Origin of the sequence: Escherichia sp. MOD1-EC6021, from assembly GCF_002965245.1 — a bacterium.
GTDB lineage: Bacteria > Pseudomonadota > Gammaproteobacteria > Enterobacterales > Enterobacteriaceae > Escherichia > Escherichia coli_F.
In genome coordinates, this window is record NZ_PTRU01000010.1 from 62,183 (window position 1) to 79,763 (window position 17,581).

General features: G+C 53.3%; 16 protein-coding genes. 8 read left to right on the forward strand and 8 right to left on the reverse strand.

Annotation, left to right across the window (positions count from 1 at the left end):
• Positions 1-210: 210 nt before the first annotated feature.
• Complete coding sequence (tsaD, locus tag BEB54_RS13420; RefSeq protein ID WP_032185154.1) at positions 211-1,224, forward strand: tRNA (adenosine(37)-N6)-threonylcarbamoyltransferase complex transferase subunit TsaD; 1,014 nt, start codon at positions 211-213, stop codon at positions 1,222-1,224.
• A gap of 42 nt (positions 1,225-1,266) precedes the next feature.
• Here tsaD and ttdT read toward each other — a convergent pair whose 3' ends face one another.
• Genes ttdT through ttdA form a run of 3 tightly spaced genes read right to left on the reverse strand, consistent with a single transcriptional unit; the run spans position 1,267 to position 4,292 of the window.
• A complete protein-coding gene (ttdT, locus tag BEB54_RS13425) occupies positions 1,267-2,730 on the reverse strand; it encodes an L-tartrate/succinate antiporter (protein WP_105276773.1) in 1,464 nt (487 codons plus the stop codon).
• A gap of 48 nt (positions 2,731-2,778) precedes the next feature.
• A complete protein-coding gene (ttdB, locus tag BEB54_RS13430; protein WP_105282212.1) occupies positions 2,779-3,384 on the reverse strand; it encodes a L(+)-tartrate dehydratase subunit beta in 606 nt (201 codons plus the stop codon).
• Positions 3,381-4,292 carry a L(+)-tartrate dehydratase subunit alpha gene (ttdA, locus tag BEB54_RS13435; protein WP_000986806.1) on the reverse strand — a complete coding sequence of 304 codons (912 nt, stop codon included), beginning with the start codon at positions 4,290-4,292 and terminating at the stop codon, positions 3,381-3,383. Before ttdA ends, ttdB begins: the two co-directional genes overlap by 4 nt.
• 206 nt (positions 4,293-4,498) lie before the next feature.
• On the opposite strand from ttdA, the gene ttdR reads away from it, so the two are divergent.
• Positions 4,499-5,431 (forward strand): L-tartrate utilization transcriptional activator TtdR, encoded by a 933-nt coding sequence (ttdR, locus tag BEB54_RS13445; RefSeq protein WP_000935209.1) that lies wholly within the window; start codon positions 4,499-4,501, stop codon positions 5,429-5,431.
• Between the two features lie 12 nt (positions 5,432-5,443).
• Here ttdR and plsY read toward each other — a convergent pair whose 3' ends face one another.
• Entirely contained in the window at positions 5,444-6,061 is a 618-nt protein-coding gene (gene plsY / locus BEB54_RS13450) for a glycerol-3-phosphate 1-O-acyltransferase PlsY (protein ID WP_001272796.1), read from the reverse strand.
• Positions 6,062-6,165: 104 nt separating this feature from the next.
• Between plsY and folB the strand changes: the two genes are divergently transcribed.
• On the forward strand, positions 6,166-6,534 hold the full coding sequence (gene folB / locus BEB54_RS13455; RefSeq protein ID WP_001295541.1) for a bifunctional dihydroneopterin aldolase/7,8-dihydroneopterin epimerase: 369 nt from the start codon (positions 6,166-6,168) through the stop codon (positions 6,532-6,534).
• Positions 6,535-6,624: 90 nt separating this feature from the next.
• The gene (gene bacA / locus BEB54_RS13460) at positions 6,625-7,446 is read left to right on the forward strand and encodes an undecaprenyl-diphosphate phosphatase (RefSeq protein WP_105282213.1); all 822 of its coding nucleotides are present in this window, start codon (positions 6,625-6,627) and stop codon (positions 7,444-7,446) included.
• Positions 7,447-7,526: 80 nt separating this feature from the next.
• On the opposite strand, the gene cca is transcribed toward bacA, so the two are convergent.
• The 3 genes from cca to BEB54_RS13480 form a co-directional block, all read right to left on the reverse strand.
• On the reverse strand, positions 7,527-8,765 hold the full coding sequence (cca, locus tag BEB54_RS13465; RefSeq protein WP_001551671.1) for a fused tRNA nucleotidyltransferase/2',3'-cyclic phosphodiesterase/2' nucleotidase/phosphatase Cca: 1,239 nt from the start codon (positions 8,763-8,765) through the stop codon (positions 7,527-7,529).
• Between the two features lie 63 nt (positions 8,766-8,828).
• On the reverse strand, positions 8,829-9,449 hold the full coding sequence (locus BEB54_RS13470) for a TIGR04211 family SH3 domain-containing protein (RefSeq protein ID WP_001125332.1): 621 nt from the start codon (positions 9,447-9,449) through the stop codon (positions 8,829-8,831).
• A 342-nt stretch (positions 9,450-9,791) separates the two neighbouring features.
• Positions 9,792-10,997, reverse strand: coding sequence for an RNA-guided endonuclease InsQ/TnpB family protein (locus tag BEB54_RS13480; protein WP_105276771.1), 1,206 nt, complete (start codon positions 10,995-10,997; stop codon positions 9,792-9,794).
• Positions 10,998-11,009: 12 nt separating this feature from the next.
• On the opposite strand from BEB54_RS13480, the gene tnpA reads away from it, so the two are divergent.
• The 4 genes from tnpA to hldE all read left to right on the forward strand — a co-directional run bounded on the left by tnpA (position 11,010) and on the right by hldE (position 17,178).
• The gene (gene tnpA / locus BEB54_RS13485) at positions 11,010-11,462 is read left to right on the forward strand and encodes an IS200/IS605-like element ISEc41 family transposase (RefSeq protein WP_000266196.1); all 453 of its coding nucleotides are present in this window, start codon (positions 11,010-11,012) and stop codon (positions 11,460-11,462) included.
• A gap of 70 nt (positions 11,463-11,532) precedes the next feature.
• Complete coding sequence (gene ygiF, locus BEB54_RS13490; protein ID WP_105276770.1) at positions 11,533-12,834, forward strand: inorganic triphosphatase; 1,302 nt, start codon at positions 11,533-11,535, stop codon at positions 12,832-12,834.
• A gap of 22 nt (positions 12,835-12,856) precedes the next feature.
• Positions 12,857-15,697, forward strand: a complete 2,841-nt coding sequence (glnE, locus tag BEB54_RS13495; protein ID WP_105276769.1) for a bifunctional [glutamate--ammonia ligase]-adenylyl-L-tyrosine phosphorylase/[glutamate--ammonia-ligase] adenylyltransferase — start codon at positions 12,857-12,859, stop codon at positions 15,695-15,697.
• 47 nt (positions 15,698-15,744) lie between these two features.
• Positions 15,745-17,178 carry a bifunctional D-glycero-beta-D-manno-heptose-7-phosphate kinase/D-glycero-beta-D-manno-heptose 1-phosphate adenylyltransferase HldE gene (gene hldE, locus BEB54_RS13500; RefSeq protein WP_000869186.1) on the forward strand — a complete coding sequence of 478 codons (1,434 nt, stop codon included), beginning with the start codon at positions 15,745-15,747 and terminating at the stop codon, positions 17,176-17,178.
• 120 nt (positions 17,179-17,298) lie between these two features.
• Here hldE and BEB54_RS13505 read toward each other — a convergent pair whose 3' ends face one another.
• Positions 17,299-17,358 (reverse strand): type I toxin-antitoxin system Ibs family toxin, encoded by a 60-nt coding sequence (locus BEB54_RS13505; protein WP_071821827.1) that lies wholly within the window; start codon positions 17,356-17,358, stop codon positions 17,299-17,301.
• Between the last annotated feature and the right edge of the window lie 223 nt (positions 17,359-17,581).

Consider the following 17,581-nt stretch of genomic DNA (forward strand, 5'->3'; position numbering starts at 1 on the left):
TTGCCGCTGGCATCAACGCCAGCTTATTTCAAAATGGTGCGGAATTTTACTGCAATTGCTGCTGCTTTGTAAAGCACCGCGGCCTTTTTTGAAAGGGACTTTTATAAGGGTGAGGAGTATACACGAGGCTTTCTCCAGGGGCGAACAAAGTTTTACATCAACCCGCATTGGTCCTACACTGCGCGGTAATAAAGCGAGGTAAAACAAGTCATGCGTGTACTGGGTATTGAAACTTCCTGCGATGAAACCGGCATCGCCATTTACGACGATGAAAAAGGTTTGTTAGCCAACCAATTGTATAGTCAGGTGAAATTGCACGCTGACTACGGTGGTGTAGTGCCTGAACTGGCCTCCCGCGATCACGTGCGTAAAACCGTACCGTTGATCCAGGAGGCGCTGAAAGAGTCCGGTTTAACGGCAAAAGACATTGACGCCGTGGCCTATACTGCAGGCCCTGGATTAGTCGGTGCGCTGTTGGTTGGCGCAACGGTCGGGCGTTCGCTGGCGTTTGCCTGGGGCGTTCCGGCGATCCCTGTACACCATATGGAAGGGCATCTGTTAGCGCCGATGCTGGAAGATAACCCACCGGAATTTCCGTTTGTCGCGCTGCTGGTTTCCGGCGGCCATACGCAGTTAATCAGCGTCACAGGCATTGGTCAGTACGAGCTGCTCGGCGAGTCTATCGATGATGCCGCCGGTGAAGCCTTTGATAAAACCGCGAAACTGTTAGGGCTCGATTATCCTGGTGGTCCGTTACTGTCGAAAATGGCGGCGCAGGGTACAGCCGGGCGCTTTGTCTTCCCGCGCCCGATGACTGACCGCCCAGGGCTGGATTTCAGCTTTTCTGGTCTGAAAACCTTTGCGGCAAATACCATTCGTGATAACGGCACCGACGACCAGACGCGTGCTGATATCGCCCGCGCCTTTGAAGATGCGGTGGTCGATACGTTGATGATTAAGTGTAAGCGAGCGCTGGATCAGACAGGCTTTAAGCGACTGGTCATGGCAGGCGGCGTGAGTGCTAACCGCACGTTACGGGCGAAGCTGGCTGAAATGATGAAAAAACGCCGTGGCGAAGTGTTCTACGCGCGTCCGGAATTTTGTACTGATAACGGCGCGATGATCGCCTATGCCGGAATGGTGCGGTTTAAAGCAGGCGCGACGGCGGATCTCGGCGTTAGCGTGCGTCCGCGCTGGCCGCTGGCAGAGTTACCGGCCGCGTAAAACTATTAGGTGCCGGAGAGTCACTTCCGGCACCGTCCTCACTTAAAGCAACACCACGGGCATCCACAGTAAGCCGGTAATCACCAGCAACACGAGGAATATCAGCCCAAAAATTGCCCCCAGTCGCCAGTAATCCACCGTTGGCAGATAACCACTACCGTAGTAAATCGGACTGGGTCCGGTGGCGTATGGTGTAAGAATGCTCCCCAGACCAATTGCCGCGCCAACCATCAGGCAGAACACGGGAAGCGGGATTTCCGGCATCGCCAGCGCGGCGGCAATCATCATCGGCGCGAGAGCGGAGGTATACGCCGTGGCGCTGGCAAAGAAGTAGCGTAGCAGATAAAACACCACAATCAACGCCACCATCACCATCGTTGGCGAATAACCGCTTAAGCTGCCTGCTAACAGTTTGCCAAACCAGCTAATAAAACCGGTGTTGTTGAGTCCGGTAGCGAGGGTGATAAGCGAGGCCAGCCAGAAGAAAACGTTCCACGCCGCTTTATTACTGACAATATCGTCCCAGCAGATAATGCGCAGAAGCAGCATCAGTGCCACCACGCTGTAACCGACCATCGCGGCATCGATATAATCACCGCCGAAAATCCACAGCACCAGTGCGCCTACCATCAGCCCCAGCATCCGTTTTTCACGAGAACAGAGCGGGCCCATTGCCTGCAGTTCCGTCTCTGCCCAGCGCGGCACCTGATCACCAGACTTCAGTACCGGCGGGTACAGCACGTAAGCCAGCCAGGGAACCAGCAGAACCAGTAAAATGCTGAGCGGCAACATGCCGAGAAACCAGTCGCCCCAACTCAGCGTGGCGTGAGATGCGCTTTTCATCAGTCCAATTAACAGCAAGTTTGGTGCCATCGCCGTCAGGAAAATGGCGCTGGTCACGCAGTCGGCAACAATCCCCATCCACATGATGTACGAGCCCATGCTGCGCGAACTGCTGTCGTTTGGTTGTGATTGATAGAGCGGTGGCAGGTTACGGATGATGGGATAGATAATCCCCGCACCGCGCGCCGAGTTGGACGGTGTTACAGGTGCCAGGATCAGCTCGGAGAACATCACCGCATAGCCGAGAAACAGCGTACGATGCCCCATCTTTTTCACCAGAATCAGCGCGATACGTCGCCCCAGCCCGGTTTTTTCATAGCCTGTGCCAAACATAAAGGCGGCGAAAATCAGCCAGATAACCGAATTAGAAAAACCAGAAACCGCCCAGGAGAGGGATTTGGCGGTGAACTTAAAACCTGGCTGGGCGAGCTGCTCCGGGCTAAACAGCAGCCACGGCGAGAGAATGGCGATAATGGAGATACCCACCATCGCCACCACGGCACCCGGCACGGGTTCGAGGATCAGTCCAACGATCACGCCAGTAAAAACGGCAAAGTAGAGCCAGGTATGACTCTCCAGCCCTGCGGGAACCGGAATTAGAGCAATAATGGCGATGACCGCCAGCGGCGCAAGGTATCGCCACCATTCAGTGGAAGGTTTCATCGTGTTATGCCTGCGAAAAAGGAGAGGGGGTGAGCCTCTCCGGGAGGGTTATTTGATGTAGTGGACGTGCTCGCAAATCTCTTCCACGATGGGATCGCGGCGTTCGGCGAACAGCTTTTTGTTTTCGGCTATCTGGTTGTTGCCGTGGGTATCAATAGAGACAATCAGCGGACCGAACTCTTTGACCCGGCAGACCCACAGCGACTCCGGCATCCCGAGTTCTGTCCAGTGCACCTCTTCAATCTCTTCCACCTGGGTTGCCGCCAGTACTGCGCAGCCTGCCGGGAAAATCACATGCAACGCCTTGAATTTCTGGCAGCCTTCTTCGGTCAGCGGCCCCATTCCGCCTTTGCCGACCACCAGTTTCACGCCGGTCTGTTCGATAAATTCACGTTCAAAACTTTCCATACGCATACTGGTTGTCGGGCCGACGGATACCATCTCCCATTTGTCGCCGTTTTTGCGCACGATGGGGCCAGCGTGGAAAATCGCTTTGCCGTTGAGATCGTAAGGGATCGGACGTTTGAGTTCGATCAAGCGACGGTGACAAACGTCACGGCAGGTTACCAGCGTACCGGTCAGGTAGATCACATCGCCGACGCGAATATCTTGCAGATCTTCAGCTTTGATCGGGGTTGTCAGGATCTTTTTCATAACGCACTCCGGGTGTGAGACAGATTTTCAAAGGTGAGATCGGCATGAACCAGCAGTGTGCCGCGACGATGCGCCCAGCAGCCGGTAGAAACAGCAACGCCGATGGTTGACGGATGGCGGGCGGCAGATTCGATATGTACGCCCATCACTGAACTGTTGCCAGTCAGCCCCTGTGGACCAATCCCCAGACGGTTGAGTCCTTCTTCCAGGCGTAGTTCCAGCTCTGCCGCTTTTGGATTGGGATGGCGGCTGCCAATCGGGCGCAAAATGGCTTTACGTGAGAGCACAGCGGCGGTTTCCACCGAGGTGGCGATGCCCACGCCTACCAGTACCGGTGGACAGGCGTTTACGGCGAGGGTGGAGATATTTTCGAAGACGAATTTCACTACGCCTTCGTAGCCTTCCGACGGCATTAACACTTTCGAACGACCAGGCAACGTGCAGCCGCCGCCTGCCATGTAAACTTCGATTTCCGCATCGTCACCGTCGGGGACGATATCCCAGGTGACCCACGGTACGCCGCTGCCGGTATTTTTGCCGGTGTTCACTTCGTCAAAAATTTCTACCGCATTGTGACGCAGTGGCGCTTTGACGGTTGCCTCTTCCACGGCTTGCTTAAGAATGCTTTGCAGCTCGCCAAGCAGTGGGAAACGGGAACCGACCTTAACAAAAAACATGATTTCGCCGGTGTCCTGACAGGCAGGACGATTCAGGTCGATTGCTTTTTGCATGTTGTCGAACATCGTGTGGTAGATGATTTTCCCCATCGACGACGTTTCGGCATCCTTTAGCTGTTTTAGTTTGTCCACCACGTCATCGGGCATTCGGGTAGAAATCATGGCGGTAAAGTTAGCGACAATCTCCGTCAACTTATTCACTGCCTGTTGCTTATTACTTTCGCTCATCATGGCAACTCCAGTTTATGTATTTGTCTGGAAAAATTCACCGCCACAAACTACCACTAAAAATGTGGTTTTATATTTTTTGCCGCCGTGAATATGTAATTCACAGTTCGTGAATCAACGCGAAAATAAGAATGAATATTGCGCCAGAGCAGGGAATGGCAATGTTTTGCGAAATACACTGCGCTTATCACAACTGCGGATAATTAACGATGCTGAATAGCTGGCCTTTAGCCAAAGATTTGCAGGTACTGGTAGAAATCGTCCACAGCGGGAGTTTTAGTGCTGCAGCGGCGACGCTTGGGCAAACGCCTGCATTTGTCACCAAGCGGATCCAAATCCTTGAAAATACGCTGGCAACAACGCTGCTGAACCGCTCCGCCCGCGGCGTGGCGCTGACTGAAAGTGGCCAACGTTGTTACGAGCATGCGCTGGAAATCCTCACCCAATATCAGCGACTGGTCGATGACGTCACGCAAATCAAAACGCGCCCGGAGGGGATGATTCGTATTGGCTGTAGTTTTGGTTTTGGGCGCAGCCATATTGCGCCAGCTATTACCGAACTGATGCGCAATTATCCTGAGTTACAGGTGCATTTTGAATTGTTCGATCGGCAAATTGATTTAGTGCAGGATAATATTGATCTGGATATTCGTATTAATGACGAAATTCCTGATTATTATATTGCGCATCTTTTGACAAAAAATAAACGAATATTATGTGCAGCGCCTGAGTATCTGCAAAAATATCCGCAGCCACAATCCTTGCAGGAATTAAGTCGTCATGACTGTCTGGTGACCAAAGAGCGCGATATGACCCACGGAATATGGGAGTTGGGGAACGGTCAGGAGAAAAAATCGGTGAAGGTAAGCGGGCACCTTTCCTCCAATAGCGGCGAGATTGTGCTGCAATGGGCGCTGGAAGGAAAAGGAATTATGCTGCGTTCTGAGTGGGATGTTTTACCGTTTCTGGAGAGTGGCAAACTGGTGCGAGTATTGCCGGAGTATGCACAAAGCGCCAATATCTGGGCTGTTTACCGGGAGCCGCTCTATCGCAGCATGAAATTACGTGTCTGCGTGGAATTTCTGGCGGCATGGTGCCAGCAGCGGCTAGGCAAGCCCGACGAAGGCTATCAGGTTATGTAGACTCGCGAAAAATCACTCAGGATCCTTTTCGCGCTTTCTTTTGAATTTCGTCCAGATTTTTGTCTCCTGACGACGCCACAGACGCTGGATGTTGTCATGATGGCGCAGCAGGATCAGGCATGAGAGCATCGAAACCGGGAAGGTGAATTGTGGCTTAAACCACCAGACGTAAAATGGAGCAATCAGTGCGCTGACAATCGCTCCCAGCGACGAGTATCCGCTCAATAGCACGGTCAGTAACCAGGTTCCCGCCATTACTCCGGTGAGATCCCAGCCAATTGGTGCGATGGCACCAAAAGCGGTAGCAACGCCTTTTCCTCCTTTAAAACCGAAGAAAACGGGCCAGATGTGTCCAAGGCAGGCGGCGATGGCAATTAAGCCTAGCCAGAAGGGGCTGACACCTAATTCATACGCGCCCCAGACGGGCAACATTCCTTTCAGAACGTCGAAAATCAGTACTGCTACGGCTGCTCCCTTGCCACCGATACGTAACACATTGGTTGCGCCAGGATTACCGGAGCCGCTGGTTCGCGGATCGGGCAGCCCACACAAGCGGCAAACCAGAATGGCACTGGAAATGGAGCCGCAGAGGTACGCGATGAGGATCATTCCAGGCGCGATTGCACTCATAAGCTGTTCCGTTTTGAAAATTCGTGTTCAACGATGAATCTGTGGATAATACGCACATTTCGCCGGAAGTGGTATCCGGTTAGCCAAAAAGCAGGCAGGACGTGATGGATATTGTATTTATAGAGCAACTTTCGGTAATCACCACTATTGGTGTTTACGACTGGGAACAGACCATCGAACAGAAGTTAGTGTTCGATATCGAAATGGCGTGGGATAACCGTAAAGCGGCGAAAAGTGATGATGTGGCGGATTGCCTCAGTTACGCTGACATTGCAGAAACGGTAGTCAGCCACGTCGAGGGCGCGCGTTTTGCGCTGGTGGAACGTGTGGCGGAAGAGGTGGCGGAGCTGCTGTTAGCACGCTTCAACTCGCCGTGGGTGCGTATCAAACTCAGCAAGCCAGGCGCAGTGGCGCGGGCGGCGAATGTTGGCGTCATCATTGAGCGTGGCAATAATCTGAAAGAAAATAATTAATTTTACAGCTGTTAAACCAAACGGTTATAACCTGGTCATACTGCAGTAGTTTGGACAAGCGTTACATTTTTATAATTTAGGGGTTTATTGATGAGCGATATGCACTCGCTGCTGATAGCGGCAATATTGGGTGTGGTCGAAGGATTGACAGAATTTCTGCCGGTATCCAGCACGGGCCATATGATTATTGTCGGTCACTTGTTGGGATTTGAGGGCGACACGGCGAAAACCTTTGAAGTCGTGATCCAGTTAGGATCAATTCTGGCGGTAGTAGTGATGTTCTGGCGGCGTCTGTTTGGCCTGATTGGCATTCACTTTGGTCGTCCGCTGCAACACGAAGGAGAAGGCAAAGGCCGTTTAACGCTGATCCACATTCTGCTTGGCATGATCCCAGCGGTAGTACTGGGGCTGTTGTTCCACGACACGATTAAGTCGTTGTTTAATCCAATAAATGTGATGTATGCGCTGGTCGTTGGCGGTCTGTTGCTGATTGCCGCCGAATGCCTGAAGCCGAAAGAGCCGCGTGCGCCGGGTCTCGATGATATGACCTATCGTCAGGCGTTTATGATTGGCTGCTTCCAGTGTCTGGCGCTGTGGCCAGGTTTCTCCCGTTCCGGGGCGACCATTTCAGGTGGGATGCTGATGGGTGTGAGCCGTTATGCGGCTTCTGAGTTCTCGTTCCTGCTGGCGGTGCCGATGATGATGGGCGCAACGGCGCTCGATCTCTACAAAAGCTGGGACTTCCTGACAACCGGCGATATCCCGATGTTTGCCGTTGGGTTTATCACCGCTTTTGTGGTGGCGCTGATAGCGATTAAAACCTTCCTGCAATTGATTAAGCGCATTTCGTTTATCCCTTTCGCCATTTATCGCTTTATTGTGGCGGCTGCGGTGTATGTCGTGTTCTTTTGATTGAGGAATAGTGTCGGATATGACGCTTGTGCGTCTTATCCGACCTGGCCGGTGTTTGCAATAAATTGAAATTCAAGTGCTTAATCAGGCTTTGGACAACGTTGTTCCTTCCAGCTGGCTACCGCCGCAATCCGCCGTCGGGTCAGCTCCTCGCGAATCTCCACACCTTTAAATCCCGCTTCAACGACGGCTTTTGTCGGCACTGACTGTGCCACTTCCCAGGCTTCGCGCAACCAGCGGCCTTGCGGGTAGTCCGCTGATTCAAAACCGGTTCTGCCGCGCACATCAGCCTCGCTGGTCAGCGCCAGTTGCTCGACACGCTGCGGTTTACGCCAGGCGTCGATGGAATCAAATAGTTTGACGATGGTTTTTGGGTTCAGCATTGGGAAGGTGTGGATGAGATCGTGAAACTCAGCCACCAGTCTGGCTAAATCGCGAATTTCATTTGGCACGCGCAGACGCTGGCATAGTTGTTCCACTAACTTCACACCCGCCGGGCCATGACCATGATGACGCGGCCAAAGTTCTGGCGGCGTCAGTCCTTTACCGAGATCGTGGCATAGCGTTGCGAAACGGACATCGACCTGCGGACTTAGCATCGCCGCCATTGAGAGCGTCATTAAGGTGTGAATACCGGTGTCGATTTCCGGATGCCACTTGGCAGGGGCCGGAACGCCAAACAGGGCGTCAATTTCCGGGAATAAAACGCGCAGTGCGCCGCAATCGCGCAGTACCTGGAAGAACACCTGGGGATTGCGGGTAGTGAGGGCGCTTTCCGTCTCTTTCCACACCCGTTCAGGCGTCAGGTGTTCCAGTTCACCCGCGTGGGTCATCTCGCGCATCAGCGCCAGAGTTTCATCGGCAATACGAAAACCGAGGTGGGCATAACGCGCAGCAAAACGCGCCACGCGCAATACGCGTAACGGATCTTCGCCAAAAGCGGGGGAAACATGGCGCAACAGACGATTTTGCAGATCGCCCAGACCGTTGTACGGGTCGATAATCTCGCCGTTATCGTCCTGGGCCAGCGCATTAATGGTCAGATCGCGCCGCTTAAGATCATCTTCCAGCGTGACATCCGGTGCGGCATAGCAGGTAAAACCGGTGTAACCGGAACCGGATTTCCGTTCGGTACGTGCCAGCGCATACTCTTCATGCGTTTGCGGATGCAGAAAAACAGGAAAATCGCGGCCTACCTGCTGGTAGCCCGCGTCGAGCATCTCCTGTGGCGTACTACCGACTACCACCCAATCTCTGTCTTTGACCGGTAGCCCTAACAATGCATCCCGAACAGCACCACCGACCAGATAAATCTTCACGCCATCATCCCTTCGTCAAATACACAATTCCTAATAATAAGACAGTGCAACGAAGAAGGCGATTTAGTTCATCCAGCGATCTTTACGTTTGCGCGTTGGGATCAGGTGCGGCAGTACCAGACCGAGCAGCAAGCCAAGCCCCAGCACGCCGCCACCATACATAAACCACTGCATGATGATGGTGCGCTGTTTGTCATCCAGCTGCACGCTGGCGGCATCGACCTTTTTCTGCGCGACAATCAGCTCGTTTTTCAGTTTCTGATTTTCTTCTTTTAACCCGTTGATCACGCTGTCGCTCTGCGCCACTTTTTGCTGCATTTCTGCGGTGCGCTGATTCCAGGTGTTATCGATATTGGTGAGCTTATCGGTCAGGGTTTTGACCTGATTTTCCAGATCTGGCACACGGGAGCGCAGGCTTGGCTCAGTGCTAAGTTGTTTCAACGGGATCCAGGCGGTACGGCCAGAGCTGTCTTTCACCTGGGCATAATTGGTGTTGGCGTCAGTTTGTAATAAGGTCACTTCCTCGCCGGCGTTAACCGTGCCCACGAGGCGATAATGGTCTCCCGGACCGCTACGGACCCAGGTATTCAGTTCGTCGGAAACATAGCGCGTTTCTTCAGCGTGTGAGACGGCAGTCGCGCTAAGTGCGAGTAAAGTTAATCCGATCAGGCGTAATTTTGGCATCAGGCTGTCGTTATTGTCATGGAAAGTGGAACGATAGTAGTGGCATCAGTGTCGCTACGCAAAGCATTCGACATCAATCGGAATCCTCTGTGTCAGGTCTTGCCACTGCTTCAAACTTTTACGCCCGTCAAATTGCCCGTTGCATGGCAATTTGGCGCAAAATACTATCTACTGACAAAAAAGATCGCATTAAGTTCGCCGTTCATCGTCACTTATGTGACATAACCGATAAGTAAAGGCCTTGACATCCTCCCCCACCTTCGCGCAAAGCGACTCAGGAGGGGGATTCCCTTGTCAGGGTAGCAATACGTTGCCGCATTGCCCGGTTCCTCGCTCGACGGCTTACGCCGCCTTACGGGCGCGTCCTTTACGGACTGACGGCAATATTTGTCCTGCCGCCATGACTTCAAAACCTGCTGTTAATATATTGCGAGCGCCGTTTACATCGGCGTTTGCCGTATAGCCGCACGCGGTACAGATAAAGCTCGCCTGCGTCCTGCGGTTATTTTTCGATGTATGCCCACAACATGCGCATTTCTGACTGGTGTACGCCGGATTAATCGCCAGCACATCACCGCCGCGCCATGCCTGCTTATATTCGAGCTGGCGGCGCATTTCTGCCCAGCCCTGATCCAGTATCGCCCGGTTAAGACCTGATTTTGCCGCGACGTTGCGCCCCGGCTGGTCTACCGTACCCGCTGCTGATTTTGACATGTTCGAAACCTTTAAATCCTCAATGACTATCATCGCGTGGTTTTTGCTGATCGTCGTCGTGGTTTTATGAAGGTAATCGCGGCGGATGTTTGCGATATGAGAGTGGAAACGGGAAATCTTCGCTTTCTGCTTTTTCCAGTTGGCGGAGAATTTAACCATCCGGGCCAGACGGCGCTGTAAGCGAGCCAGCTTATCCTGATTTTTTTTAAAGCTGTTTACCGGTTCAAAGACAGTGCTGTCTGAAAGTGTTGCCAGCTTCGTTATACCTGCATCCAGGCCTATTGCGCTGGTCGATGCGTGAATCGGATCGGTAACAGCTAATTCGACCTGAAAAGACACATACCAGTGTCCGGCATGCTGGCTGATGGTGCAATTTTTAATGACGCCTTCAATCTTCCGGGACTGACGAAATTTAACCCAGCCCAGTCCTGACGGGAGTTTCACACGGCCATAATCCAGCCCACAATATTTGCTGAAATTGACGAACCGGATAGAGTCGCAGCCTTTGGTTTTCTTTTTGAAAACGGGCTTTTCAGCCGTCAGGGATTTATCAAAACAGCGATCCCATGCGCTCCGTAGGTCTTTCAGTTTCTGCTGGAGGTTGTCAGTGTAACCCTCAGCAAGAAAGGCCAGCTCAGGGAGTTTTTTCCAGCCCGTAAGTCGTTTATTCAGGTCGAAAGCTGACGGAATTTTTCCGCCCGCGTCATGAATGCTCAGTGTTTCATTCAGTGCATAGTTCCAGACAAAGCGAGCGCAACCGCACAACTGACGCAACCTTTGCGCCTGCTGGTCAGTGGGGTAGAGCCTGTATTTATATGCTTTCTGGATTAACATTTTGCATTCAGTATGTGGTTATTTAGAATGTACAATATATCCACATTTTTTTGGGAGGATCAATACGTGTGCGAAATCAATCGTTCACGCTATTCAGCTTACCTGTTGCATGTTCACGTTGTTTTTATGACAAAATACCGCCGTCCAGTTTTTGGTGAATTGCATCATGCAAACATGCGTCAGTATGTAGCGGAGGTATGCGCGGACTTTGGCGCCGAGTTAAAGGAATGTGACGGCGAGGCAGATCATGTTCACATGCTGATTGAATACCCACCGTTGGTGCAACTCACAAAGCTGGTAAACAGCCTTAAGTCCGTTACCAGTAGGCGGCTGCGGAATGATTTTATTGATTTGCGCGCCGCGTATTCAAAGCCCGTACTCTGGTCACGCTCTTATTTCATCGGTTCATGTGGTGGAGCACCGCTGGAAGTTGTGAAAAAGTATATTCAGAATCAGCGTGGCTGATAAACTGCGGGCTTAACAGCCCAAATTCCCCTCCCGCCTACGTTGGGGGGGAGTACCCAGTGGAGGAAGGATGGCTCAGGAAATCGAATTAAAGTTTATTGTTAATCACAGTGCCGTTGAGACGCTGCGTGACCATCTCAATACGCTGGGCGGCGAGTACCATGACCCCGTGCAGTTGCTGAATATTTACTACGAAACGCCGGATAACTGGTTGCGTGAACACGATATGGGCTTACGTATTCGTGGCGAAAACGGCCGCTATGAGATGACCATGAAAGTCGCAGGAAGAGTGACTGGCGGTTTACACCAGCGCCCGGAATATAACGTGGCGTTGAGCGAACCGACGCTCGAGCTGGCGCAGTTACCGACGGAAGTCTGGCCGAACGGTGAGTTACCAGCCGATCTCGCGTCCCGCGTGAAGCCACTGTTCAGCACCGATTTTTATCGCGAAAAATGGCTGGTGGAACTCGATGGCAGCCGAATTGAAATCGCTCTCGATCAGGGCGAGGTGAAGGCAGGCGAATTTGCTGAGCCTATCTGCGAGCTTGAACTGGAACTGCTTAGCGGCGACACGCGCGCGGTGCTGAAACTGGCGAACCAACTGGTATCGCAAACCGGATTACGTCAGGGCAGCCTGAGCAAAGCCGCGCGCGGCTATCATCTGGCGCAGGGCAATCCCGCGCGTGAAATCAAACCCACCACCATTTTGCATGTTGCGGCAAAAGCTGATGTGGAACAGGGGCTGGAAGCGGCGCTCGAGCTGGCGTTAGCGCAATGGCAGTATCATGAAGAACTGTGGGTACGTGGCAACGATGCGGCGAAAGAGCAGGTGCTGGCAGCCATCGGTCTGGTCCGTCATACGCTGATGCTGTTCGGCGGTATTGTGCCGCGTAAAGCGAGCACTCACTTACGTGACCTGCTGACCCAATGCGAAGCGACCATCGTTTCTGCGGTATCTGCCGTGACGGCGGTCTACTCTACCGAAACGGCGATGGCGAAGCTGGCGTTGACCGAATGGCTGGTAAGCAAAGCCTGGCAGCCGTTTTTAGATGCCAAAGCGCAGGGCAAAATCAGCGATTCTTTCAAACGCTTTGCCGATATCCATCTTTCCCGCCATGCCGCTGAACTGAAAAGCGTTTTCTGCCAGCCATTAGGCGATCGCTACCGTGACCAATTGCCGCGCCTGACGCGTGACATTGACTCAATATTGTTGCTGGCGGGTTACTACGATCCTCTCGTCGCGCAAGCCTGGCTGGAGAACTGGCAGGGACTGCGTCATGCCATTGCGACCGGGCAACGCATTGAAATTGAACATTTCCGTAATGAGGCAAACAATCAGGAACCGTTCTGGTTGCACAGCGGAAAACGTTAATCAGGCAAGGATAAAATCGCTTATGAAGCCGCTCTCTTCACCGTTACAGCAGTACTGGCAGACCGTTGTTGAGCGGCTGCCAGCGCCTTTAGCCGAGGAATCACTTAGCGCACAGGCGAAGTCAGTACTTACCTTCAGTGATTTTGTGCAGGACAGCGTAATTGCGCATCCAGAGTGGCTGACGGAACTGGAAAGCCAGCCGCCGCAGGCCGACGAATGGCAGCATTACGCTGCATGGTTGCAGAAGGCGCTCAGTGATGTAAGCGACGAAGCAGGGTTAATGCGCGAGCTGCGTCTGTTCCGGCGGCGCATTATGGTGCGCATCGCCTGGGCGCAAACGCTGGCACTGGTTACTGAAGAGAGCATATTGCAGCAGCTCAGCCATCTGGCGGAGACATTGATTGTCGCCGCGCGTGACTGGCTGTATGAGGCCTGCTGCCGCGAGTGGGGTACGCCCTGCAATGCGCAGGGTGAAGCGCAACCGCTGCTGATTTTAGGCATGGGTAAACTGGGCGGCGGGGAGCTGAATTTTTCCTCAGATATCGATCTGATTTTTGTCTGGCCGGAACATGGTTGCACGCAGGGCGGACGCAGGGAACTGGATAACGCTCAGTTCTTTACCCGCATGGGTCAGCGGCTGATTAAAGTGCTGGATCAACCAACGCAGGATGGTTTTGTTTATCGCGTGGATATGCGACTGCGTCCGTTTGGCGAAAGTGGCCCGCTGGTGCTGAGCTTTGCGGCACTGGAAGACTATTACCAGGAGCAGGGGCGCGACTGGGAGCGATACGCCATGGTCAAGGCGCGGATTATGGGCGTTAGCGACGGCGTCTATGCTAACGAGTTGCGTGCGATGCTGCGCCCGTTTGTTTTCCGCCGTTACATCGATTTCAGCGTCATCCAGTCGCTGCGCAACATGAAAGGGATGATTGCCCGTGAAGTGCGCCGACGCGGTTTGACCGATAACATCAAACTTGGCGCGGGTGGCATTCGCGAAATTGAATTTATCGTTCAGGTGTTCCAGCTCATTCGCGGTGGGCGCGAGCCGTCGCTGCAATCCCGCTCTTTACTACCCACTCTCAGCACCATTGCCGCGCTGCATCTGCTTTCTGAAAACGATGCCGAACAATTGCGAGTGGCGTATCTCTTCCTGCGGCGTCTGGAAAACCTGCTGCAAAGCATTAACGACGAACAAACTCAGACGCTTCCTTCGGATGAGCTTAACCGTGCGCGGCTGGCATGGGCAATGGATTTCGCGGACTGGCCGCAACTGACCGGGGCGCTGACCGGACATATGACCAATGTGCGCCGGGTGTTTAATGAATTGATTGGCGACGACGAAAGCGAAACACAGGAAGAGTCGCTGTCGGAACAGTGGCGTGAGCTGTGGCAGGATGCGTTGCAGGAAGATGACACTACGCCAGTGCTGGCGCATCTTAGCGAAGATGATCGCAAACAGGTGCTGACGCTGATTGCTGATTTCCGCAAAGAGCTGGATAAGCGCACTATTGGGCCGCGAGGACGTCAGGTGCTCGACCATCTGATGCCGCATCTGCTAAGTGATGTCTGTGCGCGTGAAGACGCTGCTGTCACGCTGTCGCGCATTACCGCTTTGCTGGTGGGGATTGTTACCCGCACTACCTATCTTGAGCTGCTTAGTGAATTCCCCGCGGCGCTTAAGCATTTGATTTCTCTGTGTGCCGCATCGCCGATGATTGCCAGCCAACTGGCGCGTTATCCATTATTGCTGGACGAACTGCTCGATCCAAACACTCTCTACCAGCCGACGGCGACGGATGCCTACCGTGATGAACTGCGCCAGTATTTGCTGCGCGTGCCGGAAGATGACGAAGAACAACAGCTTGAGGCGCTGCGTCAGTTCAAACAGGCGCAACTTTTACGCATCGCGGCGGCGGATATCGCCGGTACGCTACCGGTAATGAAAGTGAGCGATCACTTAACCTGGCTGGCAGAAGCCATGATAGATGCTGTCGTACAACAGGCATGGGTTCAAATGGTTGCCCGCTACGGTAAGCCAAATCACCTGAACGAACGCGAAGGGCGTGGTTTTGCGGTGGTCGGCTACGGCAAGCTGGGCGGCTGGGAGTTAGGCTACAGTTCTGATCTTGACCTGATCTTCCTCCATGATTGCCCAATGGATGCGATGACTGACGGCGAGCGGGAAATCGACGGGCGACAGTTTTATCTGCGTCTGGCGCAACGCATTATGCATCTGTTCAGTACGCGAACCTCTTCCGGCATTTTGTATGAAGTGGATGCTCGACTGCGTCCGTCCGGGGCGGCGGGAATGCTGGTCACCTCTGCAGAAGCGTTTTCCGATTATCAGAAAAACGAGGCCTGGACGTGGGAGCATCAGGCGCTGGTGCGTGCTCGCGTGGTATATGGTGATCCACAATTGACCGCGCAATTTGACGCGGTACGCCGGGAGATTATGACGCTGCCGCGTGAAGGCAAAACCTTACAGACAGAAGTGCGGGAAATGCGCGAGAAAATGCGCGCTCATCTCGGCAATAAACATCGCGATCGCTTTGATATCAAAGCCGATGAAGGCGGAATTACCGATATCGAATTTATTACCCAATATCTGGTGTTGCGCTACGCTCATGAAAAACCGAAGTTAACGCGCTGGTCAGACAACGTGCGTATTCTGGAGCTGCTGGCGCAAAACGACATTATGGAAGAGCAGGAAGCGATGGCGCTGACCCGTGCTTACACTACGCTGCGCGATGAACTTCATCATCTGGCATTACAGGAATTGCCGGGCCATGTGTCGGAGGATTGCTTCACCGCAGAGCGTGATCTGGTGCGGGCAAGCTGGCAGAAGTGGCTGGTGGAAGAATGAAGTATGGTATTATCGCGCGCAAATTTTGAATCTCTCAGGAGACAGGAATGAAAGTAACGCTGCCAGAGTTTGAACGTGCAGGAGTGATGGTGGTTGGTGATGTGATGCTGGATCGTTACTGGTACGGTCCCACCAGCCGTATCTCGCCGGAAGCGCCGGTGCCCGTGGTTAAAGTGAATACCATCGAAGAACGTCCGGGCGGCGCGGCTAACGTGGCGATGAATATCGCTTCTCTCGGTGCTAATGCACGCCTGGTCGGGTTGACGGGCATTGACGATGCGGCGCGCGCGCTGAGTAAATCTCTGGCCGACGTCAACGTCAAATGCGACTTCGTTTCTGTACCGACGCATCCGACCATCACCAAATTACGGGTACTTTCCCGCAACCAACAGCTGATCCGTCTGGATTTTGAAGAAGGTTTCGAAGGGGTTGATCCGCAGCCGCTGCACGAGCGGATTAATCAGGCGCTGAGTTCGATTGGCGCGCTGGTGCTCTCTGACTACGCGAAAGGTGCGCTGGCAAGCGTGCAGCAGATGATCCAACTGGCGCGTAAAGCGGGTGTTCCGGTGCTGATTGATCCAAAAGGTACCGATTTTGAGCGCTACCGCGGCGCTACGCTGCTGACGCCGAATCTCTCGGAATTTGAAGCTGTTGTTGGTAAATGTAAGACCGAAGAAGAGATTGTTGAGCGCGGCATGAAACTGATTGCCGATTACGAACTTTCGGCTCTGTTAGTGACCCGTTCAGAGCAGGGGATGTCGCTGCTGCAACCGGGTAAAGAGCCGCTGCATATGCCAACTCAGGCGCAAGAAGTGTATGACGTTACCGGTGCGGGCGACACGGTGATTGGTGTGCTGGCAGCAACGCTGGCTGCGGGTAATTCGCTGGAAGAAGCCTGCTTCTTTGCCAATGCGGCGGCAGGCGTGGTGGTCGGCAAACTGGGGACATCCACGGTTTCGCCGATCGAGCTGGAAAATGCAGTACGTGGACGTGCAGATACCGGCTTTGGTGTGATGACCGAAGAGGAACTGAAGCTTGCTGTAGCGGCGGCGCGTAAACGCGGTGAAAAAGTGGTGATGACCAACGGCGTCTTCGACATCCTGCACGCCGGGCACGTCTCCTATCTGGCAAATGCCCGCAAACTGGGTGACCGCCTGATTGTCGCTGTGAACAGCGATGCCTCCACCAAACGGCTGAAAGGGGATTCCCGCCCCGTTAACCCTCTCGAACAGCGTATGATTGTGCTGGGGGCACTGGAAGCGGTCGACTGGGTGGTGTCGTTTGAAGAAGACACGCCGCAGCGCTTGATCGCCGGGATCTTGCCAGACCTGCTGGTGAAAGGCGGCGACTATAAACCAGAAGAGATTGCCGGGAGTAAAGAAGTCTGGGCCAACGGTGGCGAAGTGTTGGTGCTCAACTTTGAAGACGGTTGCTCAACGACCAACATCATCAAGAAGATCCAACAGGATAAAAAAGGCTAACCGGAAAGCGGTTCACAGATCTCGCTTCGAACCAGGCAGGTCTATTGACGCTGTTGTTTTTTCAACCTAAAGTAAAGGAACAAGGGTAAGGGAGGATTTCTCCCCCCTCTGAATTGGTTGTTAGTAAGTCGGGAAACTTAACAGTAACAACACAATCAGTATGATGACGAACTTCATCATAACCCTTTCCTTATACAAGGCCCCTTCCTCGGGAGGGGCTTTCCCGTTTCAGCCCCTTGCTGACTCCCCGATTGTTGATGAGCGCCAGACCCCGCGCAATGCTTTCTCTGTGGCAGTTCTCCCTTCCCCAAGCGGTCACGCAAAACGCTGCAACAACCTGATCATTTGCAGTTTTTTGTGGAACACAGATATAAAAAATCCCCGGTTTTTTGGGCCAGGGATA

Coding starts and splice junctions, on each gene's coding strand:
- tsaD (WP_032185154.1), top strand. CDS start 211: ATGCGTGTACTGGGTATTGAAACTTCCTGCGATGAAACCGGCATCGCC.
- ttdT (WP_105276773.1), bottom strand. CDS start 2,730: ATGAAACCTTCCACTGAATGGTGGCGATACCTTGCGCCGCTGGCGGTC.
- ttdB (WP_105282212.1), bottom strand. CDS start 3,384: ATGAAAAAGATCCTGACAACCCCGATCAAAGCTGAAGATCTGCAAGAT.
- ttdA (WP_000986806.1), bottom strand. CDS start 4,292: ATGATGAGCGAAAGTAATAAGCAACAGGCAGTGAATAAGTTGACGGAG.
- ttdR (WP_000935209.1), top strand. CDS start 4,499: ATGCTGAATAGCTGGCCTTTAGCCAAAGATTTGCAGGTACTGGTAGAA.
- plsY (WP_001272796.1), bottom strand. CDS start 6,061: ATGAGTGCAATCGCGCCTGGAATGATCCTCATCGCGTACCTCTGCGGC.
- folB (WP_001295541.1), top strand. CDS start 6,166: ATGGATATTGTATTTATAGAGCAACTTTCGGTAATCACCACTATTGGT.
- bacA (WP_105282213.1), top strand. CDS start 6,625: ATGAGCGATATGCACTCGCTGCTGATAGCGGCAATATTGGGTGTGGTC.
- BEB54_RS13470 (WP_001125332.1), bottom strand. CDS start 9,449: ATGCCAAAATTACGCCTGATCGGATTAACTTTACTCGCACTTAGCGCG.
- BEB54_RS13480 (WP_105276771.1), bottom strand. CDS start 10,997: ATGTTAATCCAGAAAGCATATAAATACAGGCTCTACCCCACTGACCAG.
- tnpA (WP_000266196.1), top strand. CDS start 11,010: ATGTGGTTATTTAGAATGTACAATATATCCACATTTTTTTGGGAGGAT.
- ygiF (WP_105276770.1), top strand. CDS start 11,533: ATGGCTCAGGAAATCGAATTAAAGTTTATTGTTAATCACAGTGCCGTT.
- glnE (WP_105276769.1), top strand. CDS start 12,857: ATGAAGCCGCTCTCTTCACCGTTACAGCAGTACTGGCAGACCGTTGTT.
- hldE (WP_000869186.1), top strand. CDS start 15,745: ATGAAAGTAACGCTGCCAGAGTTTGAACGTGCAGGAGTGATGGTGGTT.